The sequence below is a fragment of the Mycobacterium sp. HUMS_12744610 genome, from assembly GCF_041206865.1.
Taxonomy (GTDB): Bacteria; Actinomycetota; Actinomycetes; order Mycobacteriales; family Mycobacteriaceae; genus Mycobacterium; species Mycobacterium servetii.
Genome location: NZ_JBGEDP010000001.1, coordinates 4,701,663 through 4,722,781, shown reverse-complemented (window position 1 = coordinate 4,722,781; position 21,119 = coordinate 4,701,663). Strand labels below are relative to the sequence as shown.

General features: G+C 69.3%; 20 protein-coding genes and 2 pseudogenes. 17 read left to right on the top strand and 5 right to left on the bottom strand.

Translation table 11 applies throughout. The features are described from left to right. Positions 1–344: 344 nt before the first annotated feature. The 3 genes from AB8998_RS22985 to AB8998_RS22975 form a co-directional block, all read right to left on the bottom strand. Positions 345–1,394, bottom strand: coding sequence for a transposase (locus AB8998_RS22985; protein WP_369738131.1), 1,050 nt, complete (start codon positions 1,392–1,394; stop codon positions 345–347). A gap of 26 nt (positions 1,395–1,420) precedes the next feature. Then, positions 1,421–1,765: a helix-turn-helix domain-containing protein gene (locus AB8998_RS22980; protein ID WP_369738284.1), complete on the bottom strand. Its 345-nt coding sequence runs from the start codon at positions 1,763–1,765 to the stop codon at positions 1,421–1,423. Between the two features lie 74 nt (positions 1,766–1,839). Then, positions 1,840–3,066, bottom strand: a complete 1,227-nt coding sequence (locus AB8998_RS22975) for an IS110 family RNA-guided transposase (protein ID WP_369739927.1) — start codon at positions 3,064–3,066, stop codon at positions 1,840–1,842. A gap of 293 nt (positions 3,067–3,359) precedes the next feature. Here AB8998_RS22975 and AB8998_RS22970 point away from each other — a divergent pair, with 293 nt between their 5' ends. The 8 genes and pseudogenes from AB8998_RS22970 (at position 3,360) to AB8998_RS22935 (ending at position 9,378) form a co-directional block, all read left to right on the top strand. Further along, positions 3,360–3,944 carry an IS607 family transposase gene (locus AB8998_RS22970; RefSeq protein WP_369739926.1) on the top strand — a complete coding sequence of 195 codons (585 nt, stop codon included), beginning with the start codon at positions 3,360–3,362 and terminating at the stop codon, positions 3,942–3,944. Beyond that, a pseudogene (locus tag AB8998_RS22965) lies at positions 3,944–4,318 on the top strand (helix-turn-helix domain-containing protein); the annotation flags it as partial. The gene AB8998_RS22970 and the pseudogene AB8998_RS22965, both read left to right, overlap by 1 nt. A 100-nt stretch (positions 4,319–4,418) precedes the next feature. Further along, positions 4,419–5,651 carry an ISL3 family transposase gene (locus AB8998_RS22960; RefSeq protein WP_369736917.1) on the top strand — a complete coding sequence of 411 codons (1,233 nt, stop codon included), beginning with the start codon at positions 4,419–4,421 and terminating at the stop codon, positions 5,649–5,651. A gap of 27 nt (positions 5,652–5,678) precedes the next feature. Beyond that, a pseudogene (tnpB, locus tag AB8998_RS22955) lies at positions 5,679–6,661 on the top strand (IS607 family element RNA-guided endonuclease TnpB); the annotation flags it as partial. A gap of 120 nt (positions 6,662–6,781) precedes the next feature. Further along, positions 6,782–7,762: an Acg family FMN-binding oxidoreductase gene (locus tag AB8998_RS22950; protein ID WP_369739924.1), complete on the top strand. Its 981-nt coding sequence runs from the start codon at positions 6,782–6,784 to the stop codon at positions 7,760–7,762. A 50-nt stretch (positions 7,763–7,812) separates the two neighbouring features. Beyond that, positions 7,813–8,655: a universal stress protein gene (locus AB8998_RS22945; protein ID WP_369739922.1), complete on the top strand. Its 843-nt coding sequence runs from the start codon at positions 7,813–7,815 to the stop codon at positions 8,653–8,655. After that, positions 8,655–8,942 (top strand): DUF1918 domain-containing protein, encoded by a 288-nt coding sequence (locus AB8998_RS22940; protein ID WP_369739921.1) that lies wholly within the window; start codon positions 8,655–8,657, stop codon positions 8,940–8,942. The genes AB8998_RS22945 and AB8998_RS22940 overlap by 1 nt, the downstream gene beginning before the upstream one ends. A gap of 205 nt (positions 8,943–9,147) precedes the next feature. Continuing rightward, complete coding sequence (locus tag AB8998_RS22935) at positions 9,148–9,378, top strand: hypothetical protein (RefSeq protein ID WP_369739919.1); 231 nt, start codon at positions 9,148–9,150, stop codon at positions 9,376–9,378. A gap of 13 nt (positions 9,379–9,391) precedes the next feature. On the opposite strand, the gene AB8998_RS22930 is transcribed toward AB8998_RS22935, so the two are convergent. Further along, a complete protein-coding gene (locus AB8998_RS22930; RefSeq protein ID WP_369736315.1) occupies positions 9,392–9,739 on the bottom strand; it encodes a hypothetical protein in 348 nt (115 codons plus the stop codon). Positions 9,740–9,867: 128 nt separating this feature from the next. On the opposite strand from AB8998_RS22930, the gene AB8998_RS22925 reads away from it, so the two are divergent. The 9 genes from AB8998_RS22925 (at position 9,868) to AB8998_RS22885 (ending at position 20,014) form a co-directional block, all read left to right on the top strand. After that, positions 9,868–10,998 (top strand): IS630 family transposase, encoded by a 1,131-nt coding sequence (locus tag AB8998_RS22925; protein WP_369739917.1) that lies wholly within the window; start codon positions 9,868–9,870, stop codon positions 10,996–10,998. Positions 10,999–11,129: 131 nt separating this feature from the next. Next, on the top strand, positions 11,130–13,172 hold the full coding sequence (locus AB8998_RS22920; protein WP_369739915.1) for an erythromycin esterase family protein: 2,043 nt from the start codon (positions 11,130–11,132) through the stop codon (positions 13,170–13,172). Further along, entirely contained in the window at positions 13,172–14,140 is a 969-nt protein-coding gene (locus tag AB8998_RS22915) for a 1-phosphofructokinase family hexose kinase (protein WP_369739914.1), read from the top strand. Before AB8998_RS22920 ends, AB8998_RS22915 begins: the two co-directional genes overlap by 1 nt. A 121-nt stretch (positions 14,141–14,261) precedes the next feature. Next, positions 14,262–15,032: a universal stress protein gene (locus AB8998_RS22910; protein WP_369739912.1), complete on the top strand. Its 771-nt coding sequence runs from the start codon at positions 14,262–14,264 to the stop codon at positions 15,030–15,032. 16 nt (positions 15,033–15,048) lie between these two features. After that, the gene (locus AB8998_RS22905) at positions 15,049–15,888 is read left to right on the top strand and encodes a universal stress protein (RefSeq protein ID WP_369739911.1); all 840 of its coding nucleotides are present in this window, start codon (positions 15,049–15,051) and stop codon (positions 15,886–15,888) included. A gap of 83 nt (positions 15,889–15,971) precedes the next feature. Next, the gene (gene dosR, locus AB8998_RS22900) at positions 15,972–16,643 is read left to right on the top strand and encodes a hypoxia response regulator transcription factor DosR/DevR (protein WP_369739910.1); all 672 of its coding nucleotides are present in this window, start codon (positions 15,972–15,974) and stop codon (positions 16,641–16,643) included. Positions 16,644–16,870: 227 nt separating this feature from the next. Next, entirely contained in the window at positions 16,871–18,517 is a 1,647-nt protein-coding gene (locus AB8998_RS22895) for a sensor histidine kinase (protein WP_369741721.1), read from the top strand. An 89-nt stretch (positions 18,518–18,606) separates the two neighbouring features. Continuing rightward, positions 18,607–19,125 carry a GNAT family N-acetyltransferase gene (locus AB8998_RS22890; protein WP_369739909.1) on the top strand — a complete coding sequence of 173 codons (519 nt, stop codon included), beginning with the start codon at positions 18,607–18,609 and terminating at the stop codon, positions 19,123–19,125. A gap of 16 nt (positions 19,126–19,141) precedes the next feature. After that, positions 19,142–20,014 (top strand): universal stress protein, encoded by an 873-nt coding sequence (locus tag AB8998_RS22885; protein ID WP_369739908.1) that lies wholly within the window; start codon positions 19,142–19,144, stop codon positions 20,012–20,014. A 250-nt stretch (positions 20,015–20,264) separates the two neighbouring features. Here AB8998_RS22885 and AB8998_RS22880 read toward each other — a convergent pair whose 3' ends face one another. Beyond that, positions 20,265–21,083: a universal stress protein gene (locus AB8998_RS22880; RefSeq protein ID WP_369739906.1), complete on the bottom strand. Its 819-nt coding sequence runs from the start codon at positions 21,081–21,083 to the stop codon at positions 20,265–20,267. Positions 21,084–21,119 lie beyond the last annotated feature (36 nt).

The following is a 21,119-nucleotide window of genomic DNA, read 5'->3' as shown; positions in this document are numbered from 1 at the left end:
CCGCCCCGGCCGTTGCGCCAGGCCATGGAGTCGAGGTCCACCCGGATGCGCAACAGCGCGTCCTCGCGGGTGCCGTCAGGGTCGACTTCGGGAGCGATCCTGGTCGCCATGGCCGGCCCCGCGTCACGGGTGAAACGGCCCGGTTCTCGATGGCGGGGTTCTCTCCGCCGGCCCCATCGTTTCCGCGCGACCCGTCACGCGATGGAGACGCACGCCGTCGGCTCTCGGGTGAGGGGCTTCTAGCTGTTGCGGGTTGAGTGGTCGGTAGTTGATGCTCCTATTTCTGTTAAAAGTCAAGCGGCGTGTGAGGTGTTTCTGACTTTGCGATAGACATTCGCGTTTGATCAGACAACATCGTCGGGATCCTGTATGGGTTGAGTGTGCCTTTGCTGGCGGTGCCAGGCAAGTCGGCGGTTGCGGGCGGATTCGAGCCCGGCTTGGCGTGCTTTGCGGATGGCCTCCCCTCGTCCTTCGTGTTCGTCGTTGGGCGTGACATAGCCGATGCCGGCGTGCAACCGGACTCCGTTCCAGAATTGGCGGGTGACGGCAAGTTCGGCGCGCAGGGTGGCGGGGTCCTCGATCGCGAGCAGGTGCGGGAACTCGGCCTTGAGGTGCCCGTTGAAACTCTCGATCCAGGCTTGATCGGTCGGCGTTCCGGGGCGTCCGAAGTGCTGGGCGATCGCAGACATGGCCATGAACTCCCGCGTCGAGCCCGACGTCATCTGGGGACCGTTATCGGACACCGCGAGCAGGATCGGCCGGGCCTGGTCGTCGATGCCGATATCGACCAGGCCGTCGGCGCGTCGCTCAACGGCCTGCAGGAGTCCCTCGATGTCGAGCGCGTCGGTGAACCCGATCTCGACCTGGGTGGAGGTTTCCTCAGCGGAGACGACCTCGGTGATCCACTTGCGCGAGACCAAATCCTGAATGATCAACACTGCCATCCCCGCCCTGGTGAAGTGCGTCGTATCGTAAATCCAGATCGAGTTCGGCTTGTAGTCCACCCAATCCGGGAAGGGCTTGCGTTGAGAACGTCCAGGCTTGGGAAGTGGTCGAAAGTGCTTGTCCGCCAAGAACAGGACCCGACGAACACTCGACGGTGACACCCATACCCGGCCCAGATAAGAGCCGCGGTGAGCAAGCTTGCGGTGCGAGCGGTCGGTCTCGCCCCACTGGTCGAACAACGCCAAGATCTCGCTGACTTCTTCGTCGAGCAGCCCATGCATGGGCGACCCACCAGGGATCTTGTCGACCAGCTGGCCGATCGCTCGGCGAGCGATCCAGCGATGTGCCCGCAGCTCGCCGAGCTCCAACGCATGGCATGCCTGGCGCAGTGTCCAACCTTCATCGACCGCCTGGTCGAGCAAGCCCAACAGCGCCGTCTTGGTGGCCACGTCGACACGGTGTGGGACTCGGCCACTTAGCCCCAGCGCCCTTTTCCCTCGACCAACGTCAGCCGCACGGCCATCTCCTTGAGTGCCTCGGACAGCCGCGCGTTCTCGGCCTTGGCGGCATCGAGTTCGTAGTCGCGTTGGCGGGCCGCCGCGCCTGGCTTGGCTGCCGCCAGCGCGGCCAGCGCACCTTCCTTGGCGATCGTGCGGATGCGCATGATCGTCGTGCGATCCACCTGATGGTTGGCGGCGGCCTCGGCGATCGTCACCTCCTGGCGTACCAGCTGCAGCCATATCTCGTACTTCTGCGACGGGCTCAAGAACCGCTTCGGGCGACGGTGCGAGCGGTCGCCACCAGAGTTTGCTTCGGACATGATCAGATCCTCCAAGAGAGCTCGGAGAACCCGTCGGATGTCGTCTGATCGACACACCGATCTCTATCGCGAAGTCAGACGCAAAACATGTGGGTGAGCTGGGTGTTTAGCCATTGGCGGTAGTTGGCGGCGAGGGTGTCGTCGCGTTTGAGGCCGCGTTCGAGGCGGGAGATGTCGTTAGGCCAGACGCCGAAGTGGTCAGCGACGGCGGTCAAAGTGATGTTTTGAGCTTGACGGGTCGGCCGTAGGTCGCTGTAGTCGTCGATCGGGCAGGGCGTGGTGAGGTGTTTGAACATCTCACGGGCGATTGCGCGTTTGAGCAGCCGCAGGATCTCTTTTTTGGACCGGCCAGCAGCGGTCTGGCGGGTGACGTAGTCGCGGGTCCGTGAGTCGTGGGACATGCGGACCAGGGCGATGCGGTAAAGGGCGTTGTTGGCGGCGCGATCTCCGCCGCGGGAGAGTCGATGTCGGGTGGTTTTGCCGGAGGAGGCCGGGACGGGGGCGACACCGGCAAGCCTGGCGAACGAGGCTTCCGACCGCAGTCGGTGACTGTTGGTGCCTGCGGTCACCAGGAGCTGGGCGGCGGTGTCGGGGCCGACGCCGTAGGCGGCGCGCAGTGCGGGATTGATTGCGGTGGTCATGGTGTCGAGCTCGTTGGTCAGTTCGTCGTTCTGGCGCTCGAGGAACTCGACTCGCTGTGCCAGGGCTTTGCAGGACATCAGCACCGCGATGGTGACCGGATCTTGGCCAGTGGTGGGCCGGCACCTGGCCAGGGCCCGCACCAGTGTCAGTGTGGTGGTGTAGCGGCGGTAGCGCTCGCGTAGCTCGGCGGGCGCGGTGACCAGGAGGTCTTTGATCTGTTGGATAGCTGCGGTGCGGGCTTTCACGGCGCCGCGGCGGGCGATCAGTAGGGCTTTGAGTGCATTGGTGTTGGGATCTTTAGGTACGGCCAGGCCGTCGCCGGCCCGCACCGCACGGGCCGCACTGTAGGCGTCCAGCGGGTCGGACTTTCCTTGTCGGCGGCGAGCGGCCCGGTCGGGTCGGTTGACCTCGACCACGTGAATATCGTTGGCATGCAATGCTTGTGTGAACCCTGCGCCGTAGCTGCTGGTGCCCTCGACGCCAGCGCTTACGACTTCACCAAAGCTGCGGGCCCAGGTGATCGCGGCGTGGTAGCCGGTAGGGCTGGTGCGGAATTCGGCGTCGCCGAGAAGTTGGCCGGTGTCGGTGATAGCGGCGAGATGAATGGTGTCCAGATGGGTGTCGGCGCCGATAACAACCCAGCAGTGTGGGGATGTCACGATGGTGGTGTCCTCTCCGTTGCAATGAACCGTGCGGTAGGTGACAACCCGGTGGGGCGGGCAGACAAGACATTGATGAGGAACGGCCAGGCTCCTGATTAGGTCATGTCCGCCCCGCCGGGCTCTCGGCGGTGCTTGCTCGCACGTCGCTGGTGAGACAAATCAACTGGAAGACAATCCAGCAGGACGTCAGTCAGTGGGAGGGTCATCACCAGCGGCGAACGAGCAAGACCATCCTCACCCGAACCGGCTGAACACGATCAATGTCGGTGGTGTGTTGTAGGAACAGAAGCATGCATCTGGCGACGTGGGCGGAGCGAAACGGTGTGGCGCGGGGGAGCGCGTATCGCTGGTTTCGCGCCGGGTTGTTGCCTGTCCCGGCGCAGCGAGTGGGTCGGCTCATCTTGGTGAACGATGCGGTAGCCGAGACGGCCCCGCATGGACGGACGGCGGTGTATGCGTGGGTGTCGTCAGCAGATCAGAAAGCTGATCTGGATCGGCAGGTGGCGCGGGTGACCGCGTGGGCCACGACCCAGCAGATCGCCGTCGATGAGGTGGTGAGCGAGGTTGGTTCTGCGCTGGGCGGGCATCGCCGCAAGTTTCTTACTCTGTTACGTGATCCGGCGGTGACGCGAATCGTGGTGGAGCATCGGGATCGGTTCTGCCGGTTCGGCTCTGAGTTGGTCGAAGCCGCACTCGCCGCTCAGGGCCGTGAGCTGGTGGTGGTCGACTCGGCCGAGGTTGACGATGACCAGGTGCGGGATATGACAGAGATTCTGACCTCGATGTGTGCGCGACTCTATGGCAAACGCGCGGCGGCCAACCGTGCTCGCCGTGCCGTGGCTGCTGCTGCAGCCGATGACGCGGAGGCGGCCTGATGGCCAGATTCGAGGTGCCCGACGGGTGGTGTGTGCAGGCGTTTCGGTTCACGCTGGACCCGACAGAGGACCAGGCCCGCGCGTTGGCGAGGCATTTTGGCGCCCGACGCAAGGCGTTCAACTGGACCGTGGCCACCCTGAAAGCCGACATTGAAGCGTGGCACGTAACCGGGATCGCGACCGCGAAGCCGTCGCTGCGGGTGCTGCGCAAACGCTGGAACACCGTCAAGGACGAGGTTTGCGTCAACGCAGAGACCGGGCAGGTGTGGTGGCCGGAATACTCGAAAGAAGCCTACGCCGATGGCATCGACGGCGCGGTTGATGCCTACTGGAACTGGCAGACCTCCCGGGCGGGCACGCGGGCCGGTCATCGGCGTGTCGTGACCAGCCCGTGATCCGCCAAAAATGGGCGCTTCCGGGTTTTCTGTGGGTCTGGTCTGGGCGTGATGGGCGCAGGGCGGCAGGATGTGCTGTGTGCGCGACACCGAGTTGTACCGCCATCTGCTGGGACTGGTAGCGCCGTGGGAGGTGCAACGGGTGGAGCTGTCGGCTCAGGAAGGTCGGGTGGACGTCTGGGTCGTGCATCCGGGCCGGACCCGGTTCGCCTGCCCGGACTGCGAGCGCGAGCTGTCGGTGTATGACCATGGCGAGGAACGGGCGTGGCGGCATCTGGACTCGTGTGCGTTTCTGACGTTCCTGCATGCCAGCCCGCCGCGGGTGGCCTGTCCCGAGCACGGGGTGCATCAGGTGCGGCTGCCGTGGGCCGAGCCGCATTCGCGGTTCACCATGTTGTTTGAGCGGCTGGCCATCGACGTGCTCGCCGCGTGCGACGTGGCGGCCGCGGCCGGGCTGCTGCGGGTCAGCTGGGACGAGGCGTGGCACCTGATGGACCGTGCGGTGGCCCGCGGCCTGGCCGCCAAACCGCTGGTGGCGCCGGCCCACGTCGGGGTCGATGAGAAGGCGGCCGGGAAGGGACAGGACTACATCACCGTGGTCAGTGACCTGGACGCGGGCACGGTGGACTACATCGCCGACGAACGCCGCCAGGCCAGCCTGGACGGCTACTTCGACCGGTTCACCCCCGAGCAGCTGGCCGGGATCGAGGCGGTGGCAATGGACATGTGGGAGCCGTTCGCCGCCTCGGTGCGCGCGCACCTGAGCGACGCCGAGAACAAGATCGTCTTCGACCGCTACCACCTGATGGGCTACCTGACCAAGGCCGTGGACACCGTGCGCAAGGCCGAGAACCGGGCGCTGGCCGCGGCCGGCGATAAGAGCCTGGCCGGCAGCAAGTACCTGTGGCTGTATTCGGCGGAGAACCTGCCCGACCGTCACCAAGACCGCTTCGCCACGCTGCGCTCCGGTGACCTGAAAACCGCTCGGGCATGGGCGATCAAGGAGAGTCTGCGGCACTTCTGGTCCTACCAGCGTCGCGGCTGGGCAGCCAAACACTTTAAGCGCTGGTACTTCTGGGCCACCCACTGCCGTCTCAAGCCGATCATCGACGCGGCCAAGACGTTGAAGCGCCACGAGGCGGGGCTGTTGTCCTACTTCGCCCACCGCATCACCAACGCCGGTGCCGAGGGCCTGAACTCACGCATCCAGGCCATCCGGGTTTCGGCCCGCGGCTACCGCAACCGCGAGCACTTCAAGACCGCGATCTACTTCCACCTCGGCGGGCTCCAGCTCTATCCGGCCATCCCATGACCCACGGAGTTCCCAGAAGAGCCCAATAAGAAGGGACGCGACGCCGATCGGGTGTCGTTTTCGACCGGGGCGATGCGGGTCGAGCCAGACCGGCGACACCTGACGCTGCCGGTGATCGGCGCTGTCCGCACACATGAGGGCACCCGCCGCGTCGAGCGTCTTATCGCCAAAGGCCGGGCGCGGGTGCTGGCAATCAGCCTGCGCCGCAACGGCACCCGGATCGATGCCAGCGTGCGGGTTCTTGTCCAACGCCCCCAGCAACCCAAGGTTGCGCAGCTCGACTCACGGGTGGGTGTTGATGTCGGGGTCCGCTGGCTGGCGACGGTCGCCGACGCTGACGGTGTCGTGATCGAGCGGGTTGAGAACCCCCGCCCGCTTGATGCCGCGCTGCGCGAGTTGCGGCATGTCTGCCGTGCCCGGTCGCGCTGCGTGAAAGGTTCGCGACAATATCGTGAGCCCACCACCGAACTGTCCCGGCTGCACCGCCGGGTCAACGATGTCCGCACCCATCACCTGCATGTCCTGACAACGCGTTTGGCTAAAACCCACGGCCGCATCGTTGTCGAAGGTTTGGACGCGGGGGGAATGCTGCGGCAAAAGGGCCTGCCGGGGGCGCGCGCCCGCCGGCGTGGCCTGTCCGATGCGGGCCTGGGCACCCCGCGCCGGCACCTGTCCTATAAGACGGGCTGGTACGGATCGCAGTTGGTGGTCGCCGATCGCTGGTTCGTTCGTCGAAAACCTGCCACGCCTGCGGGCATGTGCACGACATCGGCTGGGACCAACAGTGGCTATGCGACCCTTGCTTGGCGTCGCACCAGCGTGACGACAACGCCGCGATCGACCTCGCACGCTACGAGGAAACGGTTAGCGTCGTCGGCCCAGTTGGGGCCGCCGTCAAGCGTGGAGCCGACCGTAAGACCGGGCCTCGCCCGGCGGGTGGCTGTGAAGCGAAGAAGGGACGCAGCCGCAAGGCTTTCGAACAACCCGGAGACGGGGTGCAAGTCGCGTGACCACTAGAGATCACTCACTTGCAACGGCCCAATGATGGCGCCCCCGGGGACCAAGGACCCTGGCATCGGCGGCCGGTATGGCCGAGGCTCGAAGTTACACGTGAGAGGCAGGGGAGACGAATGGTCGGGACGACGGTCGACACCATGGTGGTCAAGGGGGCGGTGGAGTCGGCGTGCCGCGCTCCCTCGCTGCACAACAGCCAGCCGTGGCGCTGGGTGGCCGGCGGCGCGGTCGTCGACCTGTTCGCCGACCCGCACCGGATCGTGACCGCGACCGACAGCTCGGGCCGCGAGTCCATCATCAGCTGTGGGGCGGTGCTCGATCACTTCCGCGACGCGATGCTCGCCGCCGGCTGGCACACCGAGGTCGACCGGTTCCCCAATCCCAGCAACCTCGACCACCTCGCCTCGATCGGGTTCGCCCCGGCCGACTACGTCACCGACGCCCAGCGCGACCGCGCCGCGGCGATGGCGCGTCGCCGGACCGACCGGCGCCCGTTCGGCGCCCCGAAGGACTGGGCGTCGATCGAGCCCGCGCTGCGCAGCGCGTTCGACCCCGGCCTGGCCACACTGGACGTGCTGTCCGACGAGGCGCGGCCCCGCCTGGTGGAGGCGTCCCGGCTCACCGAGGTCCTGCGCCGCTACGACGACCTCTACCACCACGAATTACGTTGGTGGACAGCGCCGGTGCGGGAATCTGAGGGAATACCCGAGGGCGCGTTGCCCTCCGCCGCGCAGGGTAGCGACGTCGACGTGAACCGCCGCTTCCCCGCCGACGGGAATGCCGGAAATTCGCCGGCCGGCCAGGATGAGGCCAAGATCGTGGTCCTGTCCGGCTACGGCGACACCCGCGCGGACTGGCTCGCCGCCGGGGAGGCGCTTTCGGCGGTGCTGCTGGAGTGCACCATGGCCGGATTGGCGACGTGCACGGTCACGCACATCACCGAGGTGCAGGCCGGCCGGGACATCGTGCGGGGGCTCCTCGCCGACCCGACGATGGTGCCGCAGGTGTTGATCCGGGTCGGCGCCGCGCCCGCCGGAGATCTCCCGGAGCCGACGCCGCGCCGGCCGTTGCGCGACGTGCTGGAAATGCGGAGCTGAAACGCCGGCGCGCGGAAGCCACAAAAGCCCTGACAATGAGGAGTTTCACGATGTTCGACTCATACCCGCCCAAGTCGGTGGTCGTCGGTGTCGACGGATCGCAGGCCGCGATTCGCGCGGCGCGGTGGGCGGTGGACGAGGTGGACGGGACCGACGTCCCGCTGCGCCTGCTCTATGTCGCCCGGACGGATCCCGGCGCCGGCCCGCTGGAAGCCAGGGCGGCATTGGCGGCCGCGGAGGAAGTCGTGCAGGATGCGTACAGCGCCATCGAGGCCCTGGGCAGGTCGGTGAAAGTCGAGACCGAGGTGCTCGAAGGCGAGCCGGTGCCCACACTCGTCGCGGCGTCGCGCTCCACCGGATTGCTCTGCGTCGGGGACACCGGCGCCGCACAGCATCCGGAGGGCTGGTTGGGTTCCACCGCAAGGGAAGTGGCGCAGTCCGCCCACTGTTCGGTCGCCATCGTCAGAGGTGAGCGCGACGGCACGGCCGCCGCCGACCGGCGCTGGATCGTCGCCTGTGTGGACGGATCGCCCGAGGACGTCGACGTTCTCGAGCTCGCGCTCAACGAGGCCCAGCGCCGGCACGCCCGGCTGCGGGTGGTGACCGAGGCGGCGCCGGGTGGCGCCCCGGGCGGCGACGGCGCGGCCGTGATACTCGACCCGCACCTGGTGCGCTGCCTGGACGGCTACCCCGACGTGCACGTCGACACCGCGGTGCTGCGCGGTCCCTTCCGTGACTACCTCGCCGAGCATGCCGCGTTCGTCCAGCTGGTCATGGTCGGCGCCGCCCGGACCGCCGAGGTGCGTCAACTGCTCGGCCCGGACGGTGCTCCCGCGCTGCGGAACAGCGATTTCTCGCTGCTCGTCGTCGGGCCCGAGCGGCCGGGCCGCTGATGAGGGCCCGCGTCGGCGACTGGCTGGTCATCAAGCGCGGCACTGTCGGCCAGCCGGAGTTGCGCGGGTTGATCACCACCGTGCGCTCGCCGGACGGGGCGCCGCCCTACCGTGTCCGCTGGCTCGCCACGGGCGAGGAGGCGACGGTCTACCCGGGTCCCGACGCGCTGGTCGTCACGGCCGAAGAGCAGCGGGCCGCCGACGAGCGGGCGCGGTCGCGGTACGCCGCGGTGCAGGCCGCCATCCGGGAGCGCGCGGACGGGGGCCGCGGCGGCGCCCCGAATTAGCCCCTGCGCCAAGAATTCTGCGCGCGCATCGCCGCGAAACGGTTGACAACGAACCGGACACGCCGAGGTCGCGGTTTGTCGGCGCCCCGTGCCGGACGCCGCCTGACCCACTAGCCTGAGACGGTCCAACAGGTGACTTCAGGCCCTATGGGCGGGGTGGTCGCCGCCGCAATGATGAAACCACCCTGCACATAAAGGAACTCGTATGGCTTCTACGGTAAGCGGTCTGTACTTGCTGACGGACTCCGATGTCGACGCGCTCGCCTGGCAGTTCATGCACTCGGACTATGCCGACGACATCTACGCCGACTGGCCGCTGGACCGGCGTCTCGACGGGTTCCTCCGGCGCCAGGCTCTCACCCGTCTCACCGAGGACGGCGACGCATACAACCTCATCCTCAACCGGGTCATGGCCTACATCGGGGTGCGCGCCTAAGTGGTCTTGCCCGTTAATTCGTCGGGGGTTGTTGCCATGCGGTGGGGTCGCCGAGGTAGAGGCCACAGGCGCAGTCGAGGGCTTCTTCGGGACTGCCCGAGGGAGTTCCGTTGGGCAGGAATGAGTCTTCATATTTGTCGCTGCTGGCCAGGTAGATGGCGAATCCCCAGATGCTGGCCGAGCCGTTGTAGCGCAGCCGCATCAAGGGCATGACGGCTTGGTCGGGCAGGGCGGCTTCGACGTAGGCGAATTGGCCGTGGAATCGGGTGGTGATCGCGCTCAGCTGCGGCCACCTGTTACTGGCATGTTCGCGCAGCTTCCAGCGCAGTGAATTCTTGGTTGATTCCGGTGGTTTCGGCATGGCTTCGATGGTGCCCGATCAGCGTGGCGCGGGCCGGTCATCGGCGTGTCGTGACCAGCCCGTGATCCGCCAAAATGTGACGGTTGAGGCATGAGTGATGGATGTGACGACAGGGTCGGGGCCCGGGCATGGTGATGGTCAGCCCGCACCGGATCACGCTGAGCGCCCAAGACCGCGACACCCTCAACGGGTGGGTGCGCGCCGGGGCCACACCACAAAAACTGGTGCTGCGCGCGATGATCGTGTTGCTGGCCGCCGACGGCGCGCCGAACGCGGCGATCGCCGAGGAACTGGGCATCTGCGTGGACACCGCGCGTAAGTGGCGGGCCCGGTTCGCCGGCAAGGGCATCGAGGGCCTGGCCGATGCGCCGCGTTCGGGGCGCCCACCGATCTACACCCCGGCCGACCGGGCCAAGGTCACCGCTTGGGCGTGCGAGCTGCCCGCCGAACACGACCTGCCGCTGTCGCGATGGAGTGCTGTGGATCTAGCCGCCCAACTGCGCCGCGACGGCATCGCGGCATCGGTGTCCACGGTGCGCCGCTGGCTGGACCACGATGCGCTCAAACCATGGCAGCACCGACCGTGGATCTTCGTGCGCGACCCCGACTTCGAGGCCAAAGCCGCCGTTGTGCTCGAGTTGTACGCCCGCACCTATCAGGGCACCCCACTGGGAGCCGATGAATACGTGATCTCCGCCGACGAGAAACCCTCGATCCAGGCCCGCGACCGGTGCCACCGCACCGTAGCGACCCGGCCGGGGCGCCCGATGCGGGTCAATCACGACTACCACCGCCGCGGCGCGCTGGCGTATCTGGCCGCCTACGACGTGCACCAGGCCCGGGTCTTCGGCCGTTGCGAGACCTCCACCGGCATCAAGGCGTTCACCCGACTGGTCGACCAGGTCATGACCAGCCAGCCCTACGCATCAGCCACGCGGGTGTTCTTCATCGTCGATAACGGCTCCTCACACCGCGGTATCGCCGCGATCGACCGGCTCAGCGCCCGCTACCCGAATGCGACCATGATCCACACCCCCGTGCACGCCTCCTGGCTCAACCAAGTCGAGATCTACTTCTCCATCGTCCAGCGGAAAGTACTCACCCCCAACGACTTCCCCGACCTCACCGTGCTCGAGCAACGCCTGGCAACATTCCAGGATTGCTACAACCGCACCGCCGAACCATTCCGCTGGCGATACACCAGCGCTGACCTTCACCAACACCTCACCCGGCTCGACCACCACACCCCTGCCGCATGACCCCCGACGAATTAACGGGCAAGACCACTAAGCCCGGGACTTCGGTCCCTATCGTCGCCGCCGGCGGACTGGTCGGATGGATGTGTCGATGGTGACGTCGACGGTGATCGCAGACCCAGGAGCGGTGCCCCATGACCAGAGCAACCGATGTCGCCCGGCACTCGCCGCGGCGGGTTTTCCGTGACCGGCGTGAGGCCGGGCGGGTGTTGGCCAGCCTCCTGAGCACCTACCGCGACCGGCCGGACGTGATCGTCCTGGGTCTGGCCCGCGGCGGGGTGCCGGTGGCGTGGGAGGTGGCGGCCGCGCTGCGCGTCCCGCTGGACGCGTTCGTCGTGCGCAAGCTCGGCGCGCCGGGTCACGAGGAGTTCGCCGTGGGGGCCTTGGCGAGCGGGGGCCGTGTCGTGGTCAACGACGATGTCGTGCGCGGGCTGCGGGTCACCCCGCAGCAGCTGCGCCACATCGCCGAGCGCGAGGGCCGGGAGCTCGCCCGGCGCGAGGCCGCCTATCGGGACGGACGCCCGCCCGTTGATGTGACGGGCAGGACCGTCATCCTCGTCGACGACGGCCTGGCCACCGGCGCGAGCATGTTCGCGGCCGTGCAGGCGCTGCGGGAGGCGCAGCCCGCCGAGATCGTGATCGCGGTGCCCGCGGCCCCCGAGTCCACGGTCCGGGAGTTCGAGAGCCTCGTCGACGACGTCGTCTGCGCGACCATGCCGACGCCGTTTCTGGCGGTCGGGGAGTCGTTCTGGGACTTCCGGCAGGTCACCGACGAGGAGGTCCGTCAGCTTCTGGCCACCCCGACCACCGAAGCGACGGCCAAAAGCGTTGCGGCGCAAAACCCCGCCGACCTGATCGCTGCGGTGGCGATCGATGCCCCCGGCGGCGTTCCGCCGCTGGCCGCCCTGGAGGAGCTGATCGGCGATGCGCGGGTCGTGCTGATCGGCGAGAGTTCGCACGGCACACACGAGTTCTACGAGGCCCGGGCGGAGATCACCAAGTGGCTGATCGAGGAGAAGGGCTTCTGTGCCGTCGCGGCGGAGGCCGACTGGCCCGACGCCTACCGGGTGAACCGGTACGTGCACGGCACCGGCGGGGACACCACCGCCGACGAGGCGTTGAGCGGGTTCGAACGCTTCCCGGCCTGGATGTGGCGCAACGTCGTCGTCCGCGACTTCGTCGACTGGCTGCGTGACCGCAACCGCCGCCACGAGTCCAGCGGGCGCCGGCAGGCCGGGTTCTACGGCCTGGACCTCTACAGCCTGCACCGCTCGATTCACGAGGTGATCGGCTACCTGGACAGGGTGGACCCCAGGGCGGCGGCGCGGGCCCGGAGCCGGTACTCCTGCTTCGACCACGCCTCGGCCGACGACGGGCAGGCGTACGGCTTCTCGGCGGCTTTCGGCGCGGGCCCGTCGTGCGAGAAGGAGGCCATCGACCAGCTGGTCGACATCCAGCGCAACGCGCTGGCCTACGCCCGCATGGACGGGCTGCTCGCCGAGGACGAGCTCTTCTACGCCCAGCAGAACGCGCAGACGGTGCGCAACGCGGAGGTCTACTACCGCGCGATGTTCAGCGGGCGCGTCACCTCGTGGAATCTGCGCGACAAACACATGGCGCAGACCCTCGGTGCGCTGCTCGAACACCTGGACCGCCACCACGACGTGCCGCCGGCGCGAATAGTGGTGTGGGCGCACAACTCTCACGTCGGCGACGCGCGCGCGACCGAAGTGTGGGCCGACGGACAGCTCACCCTGGGCCAACTGGCCCGCCAGCGATACGGCAAGGCGTCGCGGCTCATCGGGTTCAGCACCTACACCGGCACGGTCACCGCGGCCAGCGAGTGGGGCGGCGTCGCCGAACGCAAGGCCGTGCGGCCGGCGCTGGGCGGCAGCATCGAGGAACTCCTGCACGAGACCGGCAACGGCGCCTTCCTGGTGTCGGCCCGCATCACCCCCGGCGCCGCCGAACCGCTGAGCACCGTCCGGCTGGGCCGCGCCATCGGCGTGATCTACCTGCCCGCCACCGAACGGCAGAGCCACTACTTCCACGTGCGGCCCGCGGACCAGTTCGACGCGATGATCCACATCGACAGAACCCGGGCGCTGCAGCCCCTGGAGCCCACGAGCGTCTGGGTCGCCGGCGAGACGCCGGAAACCTACCCGAGCGGCCTGTGATGGAGCCACCGGACGGGCCGACCCCGGGCCGTGCGCAGATCGTCACGCTGACTATGAACCCGGCGCTGGACATCACGACCGGCGTCGACGCGGTGCGGCCGACGGACAAACTGCGCTGCGACACACCGCGCTACGACCCGGGCGGTGGCGGCATCAACGTCGCCCGCATCGCCCACGTGCTCGGCGCGTCGGTCGAGGCGGTGTTCCCGGCCGGGGGGCCGACCGGTGACATGCTCACGTCGCTGCTCGACGTGGCGGGGGTGCCGTACCGGCGGGTCGCGATCGGCACCTCGACGCGGGAGAGCTTCACCGTCAACGAGACCGGCACCGGCCGGCAGTATCGCTTCGTCCTGCCCGGGCCCCGGTTGTCCCACCTCGAACAGGCCTGGTGCCTGGACGAGTTGCGCGTGGCGGCCGTGGCCGCCGACTTCGTCGTGGCGAGCGGCAGCCTGCCTCCCGGCGTCCCCGCCGACTACTACCAGCGGGTCGCCGAGATGTGCCGGGAGCTGGGCGTGAACCTGATCCTGGACACCTCAGGCGGCGGCCTGCGGCACGTCTCCTCGGGGATTTTCCTGCTCAAGGCGAGCGTGCGCGAGCTGCGGGAATGCGTAGGCCGGCCGCTGGTGACCGAGGCCGACCAGCTCGCCGCCGCGCACGAACTCGTCGACACCGGTCGCGCCGAGAGCGTGCTGGTGTCGCTGGGCTCCCAGGGGGCGCTGCTCGCGACGACGCACGCCGGCCAGCGATTCGCCGCCATCCCGATGTCCGGCGGGAGCGGGGTGGGGGCCGGCGACGCGATGGTCGCCGCCATCACGGTGGCGCTCGGTCGCGGATGGCCGCTCGTCAAGGCCGTGCGGTTGGGCATCGCGGCGGGCACGGCCATGCTCATGACACCCGGCACCGCCGCGTGCGAGCGGGCGGACGTGGAAAGGCTTTTCGCGCTCGCCGCCGAACCAGTGGACGTCTGAGCATCGCCGGTCCGCACCGTAGGAGGACGAACGGCATCGCAGGTGGGGCCCAACGGCCCCTCCGCAATGCGTCGCGGCGCAATAGCCTGACATGGAGGCGCAGAACAAGTCAGGAGCCGACATGGACGAGCTGGACTCGAAGTCGGTGGTCGTGGGCATCAACGGCTCACAGGCCGCGGTCAACGCCGCCAAGTGGGCGGTCGAGGAGGCCCGGAGCCGGCAACTACCGCTTCGCCTGGTCTACGTCGTCGGCGGTCACGGCGCGGAACCCGGGTCCGGGACGGCCTCCGAGTGGGAGGTCGAGCGCGGCGAGACGGCGCTGTCCCAGGCGGAGCACGCCGTGGCCAGTTCGGGCAAACCGGTCGAGGTCGAAACGGCGATCCTCTCGGGCGACCCCGCGCAGGTCCTGATCCACGAATCCCAGGACGCGGCGCTGGTGTGCGTGGGCACCGCGCGGCGCGGTTGGGCGGCCGACGGCCTGCTGGGGCCCACCGCCGCCGGCCTGGTCGCGCAAGCGCGCTGCCCGGTGGCCGTCATTCGCAGCAATCCGAACGGCTCCCCGACACAGCTCGGCGTGATCGCGGTGGTGCTCAACGACGATCCCGACAACGACGAGGTCGTGCACCGGGCGATGGAGGAGGGGCGCCTCCGCCACGCAACCGTGCGGCAGATAGACCGGCGTCTGAACAGCTGGGTTCGGCGCTACCCGGACGTGCCCGTGCAGACCGTCGCGGCGGGCGCCGGGACGAAGCCCGGCGAAAGCCACGGCGCCGCAATCGAGCTGGCCGTCGTGGGCGGTGCCGACGGCGAACAGATAGCCGGGCTCACCACCCCCAACTGCCATCCGATCGTCGGTTACCCCGACTGTTCGGTGCTCGTCGTGCGGCAGTAGGCAGCCCCCGACCGCGATGAACGAGTCCGTGCAGCCCCGGTCGGTGGTGGTCGGCGTCGACGGCTCGAAAGCGGCGCTGCGGGCGGCGTTGTGGGCGGTCGATGAGGCAGTCAGCCGCGACGCCACGCTGCGCCTGGTCGGCGCGGTCGAGCCGGGCGAGGGCCCGGACGCCACGCAAAGGGTGGAAAGGGCGGTTAACCACGCGACCACCGCCATCCAGGCCGCGGGCGCGCCGCCGAAAATGGAGACCCGGGTGACCGACGGGCCGGCGGCCCGCTCGCTGATCCGCGCCTCGGCGTCGGCGACCCTGCTGTGCGTGGGTGCGGTCGGGTTGCGTCACTTCCAGCCGGGCAGGGTCGGTTCTACCGCCGCCGCGGTGGCCACGTCGGCGCACTGCCCCGTGGCGATTGTCCGGGCTCACCAGCCCCGCCCGCCCACCGGCCTTGCCGCGGCGATCGTGGTCGAACTCGGCGGGTCCATCGAGAGCGAGGACGCGGAGATCGTGTTGGGCGCCGCGGTCGAGGAGGCCCGGCTGCGCGACGCCGCCCTGCACGCGGTCGTGCGCGGCAGAGCGGACGACACGGCCGGCGCAGCGGGGCAGGCTGACCGCTCGGCGCTGGCCGACCTTGGTCGCCGGCTGGCCCGGTGGACCCGGCGCTACCCGGACCTGCGGGTGGAATCGGCTGTGGCGCAAGGCGGCCTGCTGGAGTATGTGGCCGGGCACCGGCCGGTGCAGCTGGCGATCGTCGGTTCCCGCAATCGGCAGCGCCTCGCCGAACTCGTCGGGCCGGCCGGCGCCGCGCGGTTGCAGGACGCGGGCTGCTCGCTGCTGGTGGTCAACCGGCGGCATCTGTGAGCCCTGCCGCCGGTCGGGATATGGGATATTGGGTCGATGGTCGGTCGGTGACGCGCTCGCACGGCCGGCAGGAAGGACTCGCAATGGTTAAGGTGTTTCTGGTCGACGACCACGAAGTGGTCCGCCGCGGTCTTGCCGACCTGCTCGCCTCGGACCCTGAGCTGGAGATCGTCGGCGAAGCCGGATCGGTCTCGGAGGCCAAGGCCCGGATACCGGCGCTGCAGCCCGACGTCGCCGTACTCGACGTGCGCCTACCCGACGGCAACGGCATCGAGCTGTGCCGCGACCTGGTGTCGGATCATCCCGACCTGCGCTGCCTGATGCTGACGTCGTTCACCTCCGACGAAGCGATGCTCGAGGCGATCCTGGCCGGCGCCAGCGGCTACGTCGTCAAAGACATCAAGGGCATGGAACTGGCTCACGCCATCAAGGAGGTGGGCGCCGGGAAGTCCCTGCTGGACAACCGGGCGGCGGCCGCGTTGATGGCCAAGCTGCGCGGCGCGTCGGAGCGCGAAGACCCGCTGTCCGGGTTGACCGAGCAGGAACGGACGCTGCTCGGGTTGCTGAGCGAGGGGCTGACCAACAGGCAGATCGCCGCCCGGATGTTCCTCGCCGAGAAGACGGTGAAGAACTACGTGTCGCGGTTGCTGGCCAAACTGGGCATGGAACGGCGCACCCAGGCTGCGGTTTTCGCCTCGAAGCTGGATCGGCGCTCGGGGGAGCCGCACTCGCCGACGGGGGCGCCGCCCGACTGAGCCGGGCGCAGTTTACTGGAGCCCGCCGCCCGCAAGGTTGGGCGGCGCGCCGAATTGCGGCTAGGCTGCAACCAGGCAACCCCGCGTTGATCAGCGCGCCGTCGTCGTTCCTGTGCAACACGGGCTGCTGCGTTGGCACACATGTCGTGGAGGTAACGAGTCGGGTGTCCGGCGACGAACGCGGTTCGGCTTTTGCCGGGCTCGGCCAGCGCGGGCTGCTCAGCAGGATGCACGAGCAGCTCGACGAGTTGCTGGCGGCGCGTGACCAGATGGAGCAACTGCTGCGGGTCATCGTCGAGATCGGTGCCGGCCTGGATCTGGACGCCACCCTACGCCGCATCATCGGCGCGGCCCGGGAACTGACCTCCGCCCCCTACGGCGCGCTGGCGATCCGCGATCCCGACGGCAACCTGCTCTCGTTCGTCCACGACGGCCTCGATGAGGAGACGGCCGCGCGCATCGGGCACCTGCCGGTCGGCAAGGGCCTGCTCAGCCTGTCGCTGATGGACACGCCCGCGCTGCGGATGGACGACCTGGCCACGCACCCGGCCGCCGCCGGGTTCCCCGAGCACCACCCGCCCATGCGGGCCTTCCTCGCGGTGCCCATCACGATCCGGGAGACCCTGTTCGGCAACCTCTATCTCACCCACGACGACCCGGCGCGGCTGTTCTCCGAATCCGACGAGGTCGCCGCCCGCGCGCTGGCGTTCGCGGCCGCGGTCGCTATCGACAACGCGCAGGTGTTCCAACGCGAGCGCACGGCGGTCCGGTGGATGGAGGCCAGCCGCGAGATCACCACCGCGCTGCTGTCCAGCGCCGAGCCGCACCGGCGCCCGCTGCAGTTGATCGCCGAGAGCGCACGCGCCCTGACCGGCGCCGAGCAGGCGATCGTGCTCGTCCCGGGCGACGCCGACATCCCGGACGACGAGGTCGACACGTTGGTGGTCTCCGCCGCCGTGGGCGTCCATGCCGCCGAGGTGATGGGCCAGCAGGTCCCGGTGGACAAATCGACTTCCGGCAGCGTCTTCCGGTCCGGCGAACCGCTGATCACGGACACGCTGCAATACCCGATCCAGGCGTTCACCGACGTCGGCCAGCGGTCGGCAATTTTGATGCCGCTGCGCGCCCACGACGAGGTGGTCGGCGTGATCGCGATCGCCCGCCGCGCCGACCAGCCGCCCTTCGACGAGAGCTATCTGGGCCTGGTCAGCGATTTCGCCACCCATGCCGCGATCGCGCTCGTGCTGGCGTCCGCCCGCGAGGACGCGCGCCGGCTCACCATCCTGGGCGAACGCGAGCGCATCGCCCACGATCTGCACGACCACGTGATCCAGCGGCTGTTCGCGGCCGGCATGGACCTGCAGGGCACGCTGGCGCGCGCGCGTTCACCCGAGGTGGCCGAGCGGCTCAACCGCACGCTCGACGACCTGCAGACCATCATCGAGGAGATCCGGACGACGATCTTCCAGCTGAAGTCCCCGGCGGGCAAGAACGGCGACTTCCGGCACCGCATCCAGCGGGTGATCGCCGATTTGACCGAGAACCGGGACGTCGTCACCACGGTGCGCATGCACGGGCCGATGACCGCGGTGGACGGCGAACTCGCCGACCACGCCGAGGCGGTCGCCGCGGAGGCCATCAGCAACTCCCTGCGCCACTCCGGGGCGTCGCGCCTGACCGTGGAGGTCAGCGTCGGCGACATGTTCGTCCTCGACGTCGTCGACAACGGCCGCGGCATCCCGGCCGACAACCGGCGCAGCAGCGGCCTGTCCAACATGAAACGCCGCGCCGAGCAACTCGGCGGTGCCTGCGAGGTCACCAACCCGCCCGAGGGCGGCGCCCGGGTCCACTGGGTCGCCCCGCTGACGAGCTAGCGACCGGGACCGGTCGCTGACCGATGGCCCTCGCGTGGGGTCCAACGGCCCCTGTTTCACCGCGCCGCGCCGTAATAGCGTCAGGGATCGTGAGCGAGCACGCGGTGGAATCGGCGACGACCGCCCGGTTGCTCGACGGGCGGGTCGTGGCGTTGCGCCGACTGGGCCACGACGACGCCGCGGCCGTGCTGGCGCTGCACGAGCACCTCTCCGACCGGGACCGCTATCTCCGCTTCTTCACCCTGCAGCCGGCACCGCTGCGCGAACTCGCCGGCAGGCTGACCGAGCCGGTCGAGGGGATCTACGCCGTGGGCGCGTTCGACGCCGGCCGGCTCATCGGGGTCGCGCACTACACCGTCGTCGACGACCCGGCGGTGGCCGAGATCGCGGTCGTGGTCGCCCACGAGGATCATTCCGTGGGCGTGGGCACGGCCCTGCTCAAGCATCTGGCCCCGATCGCGCGGTCCCGCGGCGTCGAGCGCTTCGCCGCCGACGTGCTCGGCGAGAACCATCTCATGCTCACGGTTTTCTTCGACCTCGGATGGCGTTGCGAGCCGAGCGGTTACGGGTCGGTCCGCCATCTGGAGATCGAGTTGCCCCGGGATTGACAGCGAGGAGTTCGACATGGCGGACAAGTCAACGGAATTCGGCGTGCTGGTGTGCGTCGACGGGTCGGCGGCATCCGATGCCGCCGTGGCCTGGGGGGCACGCGAGGCCACCCTGCGCGGGTTGCCCGTCACCCTGTTCCACGCCGTGCAGCCCGTGGTCGTCGGGTGGCCGGTCGGCCAGCTGTACGCCGACATCCCCGAATGGCAGCAGGAAGAGGCGCAGCGCGTCCTCGAGCGGGCCCGCGGGGCGCTGACCGCCGGCCCGGGCGGCGCCGAGCCGCCCGAGATCCGCACGCAGCTGGTGTATTCCGGCGTGATTCCGGCCCTGGTCGACGCTTCGGAGGGGGCGTGGATGGTCGTGGCCGGCAGCCAGGGGATGAGTGCGCTGGGACGACTGCTGCTGGGTTCGGTGACCGCGGGTCTGCTCCATTACGCGCACTGCCCGGTCGCGGTCATCCATTCCGATGCCGCCCCCGGCCCGGGGGCGCCGGTGCTGCTCGGGATCGACGGGTCGCCCGCCTCGGAGGAGGCGACGGCGCTGGCCTTCGACGAGGCCTCCCGCCGCGGCGTCGGGCTGGTGGCGCTGCACGTCTGGAGCGACGTAGCGGTGTTCCCGATCCTCGGGATGGACTGGCACGAGCGGGAAGCCGAAGGCCGCGAGATCCTCGCCGAGCGCCTGGCCGGCTGGCGGGAGCGGTATCCCGACGTGGCCGTCGAGCGAAAACTGTTCTGCGACAAGCCCGCCCATTGGCTATTGCAGGAATCCGAAGGCGCCCAACTGGTCGTGCTCGGCAGCCGTGGGCGCGGGGGATTCCCCGGCATGCTGCTGGGTTCGGTCAGCTCGGCGGTGGCACAGTCGGCACGGGTCCCGGTGGTCGTGGTGCGCTGACCGGGTCGGTGAGCTTTCGCCGGTGCGTCGGGCTCGATTCGTCAGCGCCGCCGCGGCGGTCGCTGCGTTCGGGAGCGCTCCGCCAATGGAGTTCGACTTTTTCGCAGCGACGCGGCGAGGCCCCGCGCCGTCGATCTGCCGATCGCCGCCTCCGCCGTGGCGATCGACCTCCCGCTCTACCCGCGCAACGTCGCTGACTTCCGGGGTCTCGGACATCTCCTGACCATCGTCGGCGTCTGATCGGCCCGCCTCAGCGCACCACCAGCACCGAACACACGGCGTGGCCGTGCGCGCGCCCCGTCGGCCCGACGAGCCGGGCGACCTTGTCGGCGTCGTCGGCGCCCACGACGGCGAGCCGGACCGGTTCCTGGGTGTGGGCGAGGAACTCGGCGGCCCCCCGCCGCGCGGCGGCCGGCATGACGTGCACCTCGGGGTACCGGGAGACCCAGGGGCCGAGCCGGTGTTCGAGCTGGCGGTAGGGGATCTCACCGAGGCCCCAGCGCCACACGCCCATCGCCAGCACCGGCGCCCCGCGCAACCGTGCCTCGCGGAACCCGTGTTCGAGCACCGCGTCGTTGCCGGGGGTGTCGTCGACGACGACGGCGACATATCCCGGGTCCGGCGCGGGGCCCGGTTCGGCGGCGTCGCGGTCGCACCGGATGATCGCCACAGGGCACGGCGCCCCGCGGGCCAAGGCGTCGGCGGTCGAGCCGAGGACCTTGCTGGCGATGCGCCCGATGCCCACCGACCCCACACACACCATCGCCGCGCCCCGCGACTCGTCGAGCAGGGCGCTTTCGGGCGATCCGCGCACGATGTCGCTTTCGACCTTGACCGGCTCGCCCAGCGCCTGCAACGCCGCGTCGGCGGCGCGCAGCGACGTTTCGGCGTATTCGACCTCCAGGCCGTCGTCGGCGGTGCCCCCGTCGGCCCGCCGGTCGGGGACGGCGTGCACGAGCCGCAGCGCGATGTTGCGCCCGACGGCCTCGGTGAGCGCCCACCTGGCCGCGTTGATCGCCGCGTCCGAGCCGTCGATACCAACCACGATCCGCTGTGCCGGCTGGTTCATCGCGTCCTCCCAATCTGGTGGCGCCGGGGTGATTCC